The 7636-nt window shown below is 67.6% G+C and carries 9 protein-coding genes; all 9 read left to right on the top strand.

Annotated features, from left to right (window positions below):
* Window positions 1–590: 590 nt before the first annotated feature.
* The gene (locus M3461_17910; GenBank protein ID MDQ3776088.1) at window positions 591–1067 is read left to right on the top strand and encodes a helix-turn-helix transcriptional regulator; all 477 of its coding nucleotides are present in this window, start codon (window positions 591–593) and stop codon (window positions 1065–1067) included.
* A gap of 461 nt (window positions 1068–1528) precedes the next feature.
* Window positions 1529–1789, top strand: coding sequence for a DUF4160 domain-containing protein (locus M3461_17905; protein MDQ3776087.1), 261 nt, complete (start codon window positions 1529–1531; stop codon window positions 1787–1789).
* Window positions 1790–1799: 10 nt separating this feature from the next.
* On the top strand, window positions 1800–2054 hold the full coding sequence (locus M3461_17900) for a DUF2442 domain-containing protein (GenBank protein ID MDQ3776086.1): 255 nt from the start codon (window positions 1800–1802) through the stop codon (window positions 2052–2054).
* 219 nt (window positions 2055–2273) lie between these two features.
* Window positions 2274–2945, top strand: coding sequence for a phosphoribosylanthranilate isomerase (locus M3461_17895; GenBank protein MDQ3776085.1), 672 nt, complete (start codon window positions 2274–2276; stop codon window positions 2943–2945).
* Window positions 2929–4164 (top strand): tryptophan synthase subunit beta, encoded by a 1236-nt coding sequence (gene trpB / locus M3461_17890; GenBank protein MDQ3776084.1) that lies wholly within the window; start codon window positions 2929–2931, stop codon window positions 4162–4164. The genes M3461_17895 and trpB overlap by 17 nt, the downstream gene beginning before the upstream one ends.
* Window positions 4165–4172: 8 nt before the next feature.
* Window positions 4173–5012, top strand: a complete 840-nt coding sequence (gene trpA, locus M3461_17885; GenBank protein ID MDQ3776083.1) for a tryptophan synthase subunit alpha — start codon at window positions 4173–4175, stop codon at window positions 5010–5012.
* Window positions 5013–5050: 38 nt separating this feature from the next.
* Entirely contained in the window at window positions 5051–5911 is an 861-nt protein-coding gene (gene accD / locus M3461_17880; protein ID MDQ3776082.1) for an acetyl-CoA carboxylase, carboxyltransferase subunit beta, read from the top strand.
* 16 nt (window positions 5912–5927) lie between these two features.
* Window positions 5928–7250, top strand: coding sequence for a bifunctional tetrahydrofolate synthase/dihydrofolate synthase (gene folC, locus M3461_17875; GenBank protein MDQ3776081.1), 1323 nt, complete (start codon window positions 5928–5930; stop codon window positions 7248–7250).
* A gap of 23 nt (window positions 7251–7273) precedes the next feature.
* Window positions 7274–7636 (top strand): sporulation protein (locus M3461_17870; protein MDQ3776080.1); only part of this gene is annotated, 363 nt, incomplete at its 3' end.

The raw sequence follows: 7636 nt of genomic DNA, 5'->3' as shown, positions 1-7636 counted from the left end.
GTGTGACCCTCTTCCTTTACAGCCTCATTCTCGACTATCTTCAACATCGGTGGCGTCTCCTTCCACCGGCCTAGGCCGGCGTCGCGTTTGATTCACGCGGAAGGATACGCCGCCTCTCTCATGTCTCTCATCCACAACTTAGGGTTATACCTCCACACAGACGGCCTTGAAGAAATCGCTCTTTGTCGCAGGCCGAACCCTGGCGGACGGGGCGATCATGGACAAGCGCCTCTTCAAGCAGAGCGAGTTCTACCACGATTTCTGGCGTCCGGACGGGATACTCCACGCCTGTGCAGGAGTAATCTTCGACCAGCACTCCGCTCCGATCCCGCCGACTGTTCTCGGGCTCTACCGCGGACCTGAGCGCCCGCCCTTCGGCCGCAAGGATGAGCGGCTCGTAGAGCTCCTCATCCCTCACCTCCAGCGGGCGGTGCGGATGGCCATGCAGATCGACGGCGCCCGCGTGCTGTCGGCGGTTCAGGAGGGCATGTTCGAAGCCTCGCCTTACGGAATGGCGGTCTGCTCGCGCGACGGGTCGGTTGCTGTACGCAAACTCGCGTATGGAGCGGATCCTCAGGGAGCAAGACGGCTTGACGTATCGCGAAAGCCGGGTCACGGTGCTCCGCGAACGGGACCACGAGGCGTTTATGCGGGCGCTTGCGGCCTGCGTCGAGCCCCCCGCCATCGCCGCTCCACTCGAAGACGCGTTGCAGATCCGTCGCCCCTCGGGCAAGACGGATTACTCCGTCCGCGTGCACCGCTTGCCCAGCGGGAACCGGTTGCTCGACCTCGGGATCCAAGCCGTGGCGTGGCTTCAAATCACCGATCCCGCCGAGGCCCCGCGGGACCTGACCGAGACACTGCGACGCCTCTATGGCCTGACGGCGGCCGAATCCCGGCTGGTCGCGGCCCTTGCCCGCGGGGACACGCCGAAGGCAGCCGCGCAACGGTTCCATGTCACCGACAACACCATCCGCACGCAGCTCAAATCGGTGCTGGCCAAGACCGGCGTGCGCCGGCAGGTCGAACTCGTCTTGCTGGTCAGCCGCTTGGCTGCGGTAGCGTAGCACGCGTAGCCTGGATGTAGCGCGGCGAAATCCGGTGAGGCCCTCCCGGATTCCACTTCGTTTCATCCGGGCTACGGGGACTACGGGCACTGCTACGGAGACTGCGGCCGCATATAGGGTCTGCAGGGCGGGTTCGCGGCTTCATCGCGTAACCCGCCTCCGCCGCCGGGCCGGGGCCTACCTGGCCCGCCGGGGATGGTGATCCCTGTACTTTCGCGTATACCATGCGAGGGATGCGGAGTGCACGTGAAGGACACGAGGGCGATAGGCGCGGCGGCGCGCGGGGCTTGGGTGCAACACGCTCTTCGCCCAACTGCTGCAACGACCCATCGAGCTCTCAGCCGCCGGCTCCCACGAGCGTTCGATCTTGGAACCCCTCAGCAACCACATCGCTTCGAGCGGCGGCATGCCGCCCCGCGGCAGCCGGCTCTGTCACCAGCAAGAGGCTAGGAGGGGACGACATGCCGACGATCAGCAGGTTCTACGGGATCATTATCCGCATGTTTTTCGACGAACACGCGCCGCCGCACTTCCACGCGCAGTACAGCGAGTTCAAAGCGTCGATTAATGTTAAGACGCTGGACGTGATCGAAGGGAAACTGCCCAGGCGAGCGCTGGAGCTGGTGCTCGACTGGGCGGAACTTCACCGGACTGAATTGCTGGAGGACTGGGACTTGTGCCAACGCCACCAGCATCCAAAGAAGATCCAACCGTTGCAATGAGGATACTGTTATGCGCTGGGATGTTGTTGAAGCCAAGGTGACCGGAGATCTTGAGTTCTCCGTGCGCTTCGCAGATGGGCTCACCGGGACGGTACACCTTCTGCCGTCGCATCTGTATGGGGTGTTCGAGCGACTGAAAGACCCGCAGATTTTCAACCAGCTCATGGCCACGGATGGGTTCGTGTCGTGGCCGGGAGAGATCGACCTGGCTCCCGACGCGATGTACGAGGCTATCAAAGTATATGGCAAGTGGGTTCTCGAATAACTGACAGGACGCGTAGCCTGGATGTAGCGCAGCGAAATCCGGGAGGCCCATCCCGGATTCCACTTCGTTTCATCCGGGCTACGGAGACTTCGGCCGAATATAGGCCTGCAGGGCGGGTTCGCGACTTCATCGCGTAACCCGCCTCCGGCGCCGGGCCGGGGCGCGCCTGGCCCGCCGGGGATGGTGATTCCTTGGCCTTTCGCGCATACCATGCGAAGGATGCGGGGTGCACGGGAAGGCAACGAGGGCGATAGGCGCGGCGGCAGGCCTGTGCGGGTGAAGATCTGCGGGATCACGCGGCCGGAGGACGGTGCGCTGGCGGCGGCTCTCGGGGCGGATGCCGTCGGATTCGTGTTTCACCCGAAGAGTCCGCGCATGGTTGGGGTGGAACGCGCCCGGGCCATCGTCGCCGCCCTCCCGCCCTTCGTGACCCGCGTCGGGCTGTTCGTCAACGCGGCGCCAGACGCCATTGAAGCGGTCCTCCGCGCCGTAGCCCTCGATGTCCTCCAGTTCCACGGCGAGGAGCCCGCCGAAGACTGCCGGTGCTATGGGCGCCCTTACATCAAAGCCATCCGCATGCGCCCCGACGTCGATCTCCGCGGCTTTGCTGTCGCCTACCACGACGCCGGCGCGCTCCTGCTCGACGCCTACGTCGAAGGCATCGAGGGCGGCACCGGGCAGCGCTTCGATTGGTCGCGCGTCCCCAAAGACCTCGCCAAACCCATCATCTTGGCAGGCGGGTTGACTCCTGATAATGTCACGCAGGCCCTGGCTGTTGTAAATCCCTATGCCGTGGATGTGAGCGGAGGCGTGGAGCGCGACACGGGCATAAAAGACGAGGAAAAGATGCGGCGATTCATTTCTGGGGTGTGGGATGTCGGGCGGGGCTAGCGCGGCGGTGGAGCGGGATGGTGCGGGGCGCGCGCTGCCCGACGCAGGCGGACACTTCGGCCGTTACGGGGGGCGGTTCGTGGCCGAAACCCTCATGCAGCCACTCGCGGCGCTCGATACGGCCTACCGCCGTTACCGGGACGACCCGGCGTTCCAGGCAGAGCTGGAGCATGAGCTCCAGCACTACGTCGGTCGCCCGTCACCGCTCTATTTCGCCGAGCGCTGGTCGGAGCGCCTCGGCGGCGCCCGCATCTTCCTCAAGCGCGAGGATCTCAACCACACCGGGGCCCATAAGATCAACAACACCGTGGGCCAGGGGCTTCTGGCCGCGCGCATGGGCAAGCGCCGCATCATCGCCGAGACCGGCGCCGGCCAGCACGGCGTGGCGACGGCCACGGTCGCGGCGCGGCTCGGGATGACGTGCGTGGTGTACATGGGCTCGGAGGATATTCAGCGCCAGGCCATCAACGTGTTCCGAATGAAGCTCCTGGGCGCTACCGTGGTGCCTGTGCTATCGGGCTCGAAGACCTTGAAGGACGCGCTCAACGAGGCCTTGCGCGACTGGGTCACCCACGTGGACGACACCTTCTACATCATCGGGACCGTGGCCGGCCCGCATCCCTATCCCGCCATGGTCCGCGACTTCCAGACGGTGATCGGCCGCGAGGCCCGCGGCCAGTGCCTGGCGCAGACGGGGGGCCTGCCGGATGCCTTGGTAGCCTGCGTCGGCGGCGGATCGAACGCCATGGGGCTCTTCTATCCCTTCCTCCCGGACACGACGGTCGCCCTCTATGGCGTCGAGGCGGCCGGCGACGGGATCGAGACGGGGCGCCACGCGGCCTCCCTGTGCGCCGGGCGCCCGGGGGTCTTGCACGGCAACCGCACCTATCTCCTCGAAGACGACAACGGCCAGATCCGGGAGACGCACTCGATCTCGGCCGGGCTCGATTACCCTGGGGTCGGCCCGGAGCACGCCTGGCTCAAGGACACCGGGCGCGCCCACTATGTCGCGATCCGCGACGACGAGGCCGTCGCCGCTTTTCATGACCTGACCCGCACCGAGGGCATCATCCCGGCGCTCGAGTCGAGCCACGCGCTCGCCTACGCGGCCAAACTGGCGCGCGAGATGGACCGAGAGCGGGTCATCGTCGTGTGCCTCTCGGGACGTGGCGACAAGGACATCCACACGGTGGCCGCCCGCGAGGGGATCACGCTCTAGTGCGCGGCATGGTCCCGGAGACGGGCGCGAGCCGCATCGACGAACGCTTCGCGGGCTTGCGCGCCGCGGGCCGTAAGGCGCTGGTGCCCTTCATCACCGCCGGGGATCCGGAGCCCGGCTGGACCGTACCGCTCATGCACCGCTTGGTCGAGGCCGGCGCCGATCTCCTGGAGCTCGGCGTGCCGTTCTCCGATCCGATGGCCGACGGCCCGGTGATCCAGCGCTCCAGCGAGCGCGCGCTGGCAAAGGGCATGACCATCCATCGCGTGCTCGAGGCCGTGAGCGCCTTTCGCCAGCGCGATCGCGAGACGCCGGTGGTGCTCATGGGCTATCTCAACCCCATCGAGGTGGTGGGCTACGCGCCGTTCGCCTGCGAGGCGCGCGAGGCTGGAGTCGACGGCGTGCTCACGGTCGATCTGCCCCCCGAAGAGGCCGGCGAGCTGGTCGTCGCCTTAACGAGCCAAGGCATGGCGCCGGTGTTCCTTTTGGCCCCCACCACCATCGAGGCGCGCATCGCCGAGATCTGCCGGATGGCGCGGGGTTTCGTGTATTACGTGTCCCTCAAGGGGGTGACCGGGAGCGACCGGCTGGACCCGGTCGCGGTCGCGGAGAAGCTCGCGCTGGTGCGGCGCCACACGGCGCTCCCCATCGGGGTCGGCTTCGGGATCAAAGACCCCGAGAGCGCGGCACAGGTGGCCGCGGTGAGCGACGCCGTGGTGATCGGGAGCGCACTCGTGGCACGGCTGGAGGCGCTCCAAGGGGAGCGCGAGCGGGCAGAGCGCGAGGTCTCGTCGTTCGTTGCCGATCTGCGCGCCGCCATCGACGGGGTGCGTCCCGCCGCGGCTTAGCCGCGGGGAGATGGCTCATGGCGAGCTCGGACTGGGGCATGGACTGGTTCAAGAAGCTCCTGCCCTCGCGGATCCGCACCGATGGTACCGGCAAGCGCGTGGTACCGGAGGGCCTGTGGACGAACTGCCCGGCGTGCAAGGCCGTGCTCTACCAGGCCGAACTCGAACGCAACGCCAGCGTCTGCCCCAAGTGCGACCACCATATGCGCATCGGCGCCCGCCGCCGTATAGATTTATTCCTCGATCCCGAGCCCCGCACGGAGATCGGGGATAGTGTCGAGCCGGTAGATTTCCTGCGTTTCAAGGACACCAGGCGCTACAAGGACCGGCTGAGCCAGGCCCAGAAGGCCACCGAGGAGAGCGACGCCCTGGTGGTGATGGCGGGCCGGATCCAGGGCCAGCCGGTGGTGGCCTGCGCGTTCGAATTCGAGTTCATGGGCGGGTCCATGGGCTCGGTTGTCGGCGAACGTTTCGTGCGCGGCGTCAACGCCGGGATCGAGCAGCGCGCGCCCCTGGTGTGCTTCTCCGCAAGCGGCGGGGCGCGCATGCAGGAGGCGCTCGTGGCGCTCATGCAGATGGCCAAGACCAGCGCCGCCCTGGGCGCCTTGAGCGCCCGTGGTCTGCCCTACATCTCGGTCCTGACCGATCCGACCATGGGCGGGGTCTCCGCCAGCCTCGCCATGCTCGGCGACATCAACATCGCCGAGCCCGGCGCGCTCATCGGTTTCGCGGGCCCGAGGGTCATCGAGCAGACCGTGCGCCAGACCCTGCCGGAGGGCTTCCAGCGCAGCGAGTTCCTGTTGCAGCACGGCGCCATCGACATGATCGTCGACCGCCGGGTGCTGCGGGACAAGATAGCGGCGTTGCTGGGGTTGCTCGACCGGCGATCCGCGGCTTGATCCCCGGCCGCCACGGATGCCGCTGATCAAGGACCAGCCCGCCGGGCGCAGAGGGCCCCGCTACACTGCGCTCTACGATTGGCTCGCCTGGCAGGAAGGCCTGCACGTTCGCGAGGTCGACCTCGGTCTGGAACGCTGCCAGTCGGTCAAGGAGCGCATAGGCCTCGCACCGCCCGCCTACCGGGTGATCAGCGTGGGCGGCACCAACGGCAAAGGATCAAGCGTCGCATTCCTCGATGCCATCCTGCGCACCGCCGGTTATCGCGTGGCGACCTACACCTCGCCCCACCTCCTCTGCTACAACGAACGCATCCGCATCCAGGGAGAACCGGTCTCCGACCAAGAGTTGTGCGCGGCCTTCGAGCGCGTGGACGCGGCGCGCGGCGCCACCTCCTTGACCTATTTCGAGTTCGGGACCCTGGCGGCCTTGAGCCTGTGCGAGGACGCCAACCTCGACATCGCCGTGCTGGAGGTAGGGTTGGGCGGACGCCTGGACGCGGTCAACATCGTCGATGCCGACGTGGCCCTGATCACGGCGATCGGAATCGACCATGTGGAGTGGCTCGGGCACGAGCGCCCGGCCATCGCGTTCGAGAAGGCGGGGATCTTTCGGCCCGGGCGCGAGGCGGTCTGCTCCGACCCTGAGGTGCCCGAGAGCCTGATCGACCACGCCGGCCGGCTCGGTACGCGACTGTCCCTGCTCGGGCGCGACTACCGGTATTCCGTAGCCGACGGCTCATGGTCATGGGCGTCTTCGGGTAGCGCCTATCGCGACCTCCCGGCACCGGGGCTCTGGGGCGACTATCAGTATCAGAACGCGGCGGGTGTCTTGAGGGCGATCGAGATGCTGTGCCCCGATCGGCCCGTGCCGGAGACGGCGCTGCGCGAAGGCCTGGCCACGGTTCGTCTGCCGGGGCGGTTCCAGATCGTCATGGCCGGCGGCCTCGAGTACGTCCTCGATGTCGCCCATAATCCGCAGGCCGCAGAGGTCCTGGCCCGGACCCTCCGGCAGCACCGAACGATGGGCAGAGCTCCCGCTCCGGCCGAGACCCACGCCATCTTCGGGATGCTGCGGGACAAGGACCGGCACGGCTTCCTCGACAGAATACAAGGGCTGGTCGATCACTGGCATGTCACGGGGTTGCCGGGTTCACGGGGCACGGCCGCCTCGCTCCTCGCGCGTGAGGTCGCCGCGCTGGGGAGGCGCGGATCGGTCACCTGTTACGACAGCGCAGAGGCGGCCCTCCGGGGGGTGCAGGCGCGGGCCAGGCGCGGGGACCGGGTGCTGGTCACGGGCTCGTTCCTGACGGTTGCCGGGGTGCTCCCATCGCTCCTTTAGAATCGCTCCCGTAGAGGGGACCGATGGAACAAAGGCTGAAACAGCGACTCGTGGGGGCGGCGGCGCTCGCCGCGCTGGCGGTGGTCTTCCTGCCCATGGTGTTCGATGACACGGGCGTCTCCGAGAACGTGAGCGGCGCGCCGTGGATCCCGCCGCGTCCCCCGGAGCTCAGCGGGCCCCAGTTCGCGCCCCTGACCGAGGCCGAGATCAAGCGTGGCGCGCGCCTGCCCCCATTACCGATCGACTCGACCCCCGATGATCCCGGTCTGACTGGGGACACCGGGAGGTCCGCGAAGCCGCCCGCGACCGACACGACAGCGCCTGCGGCGGCCCCACCCGCGACGTCTGCGCCGGATGCCGAGACCCGCGCGCCCGCCGCGCGCCCC

The sequence above is a fragment of the Pseudomonadota bacterium genome (assembly GCA_030860485.1).
In the GTDB taxonomy this organism is placed as follows: Bacteria; Pseudomonadota; Gammaproteobacteria; order JACCXJ01; family JACCXJ01; genus JACCXJ01.
Note: the sequence above shows the minus strand (reverse complement) of the source record. Positions and strands in the feature narration are given on the sequence as shown.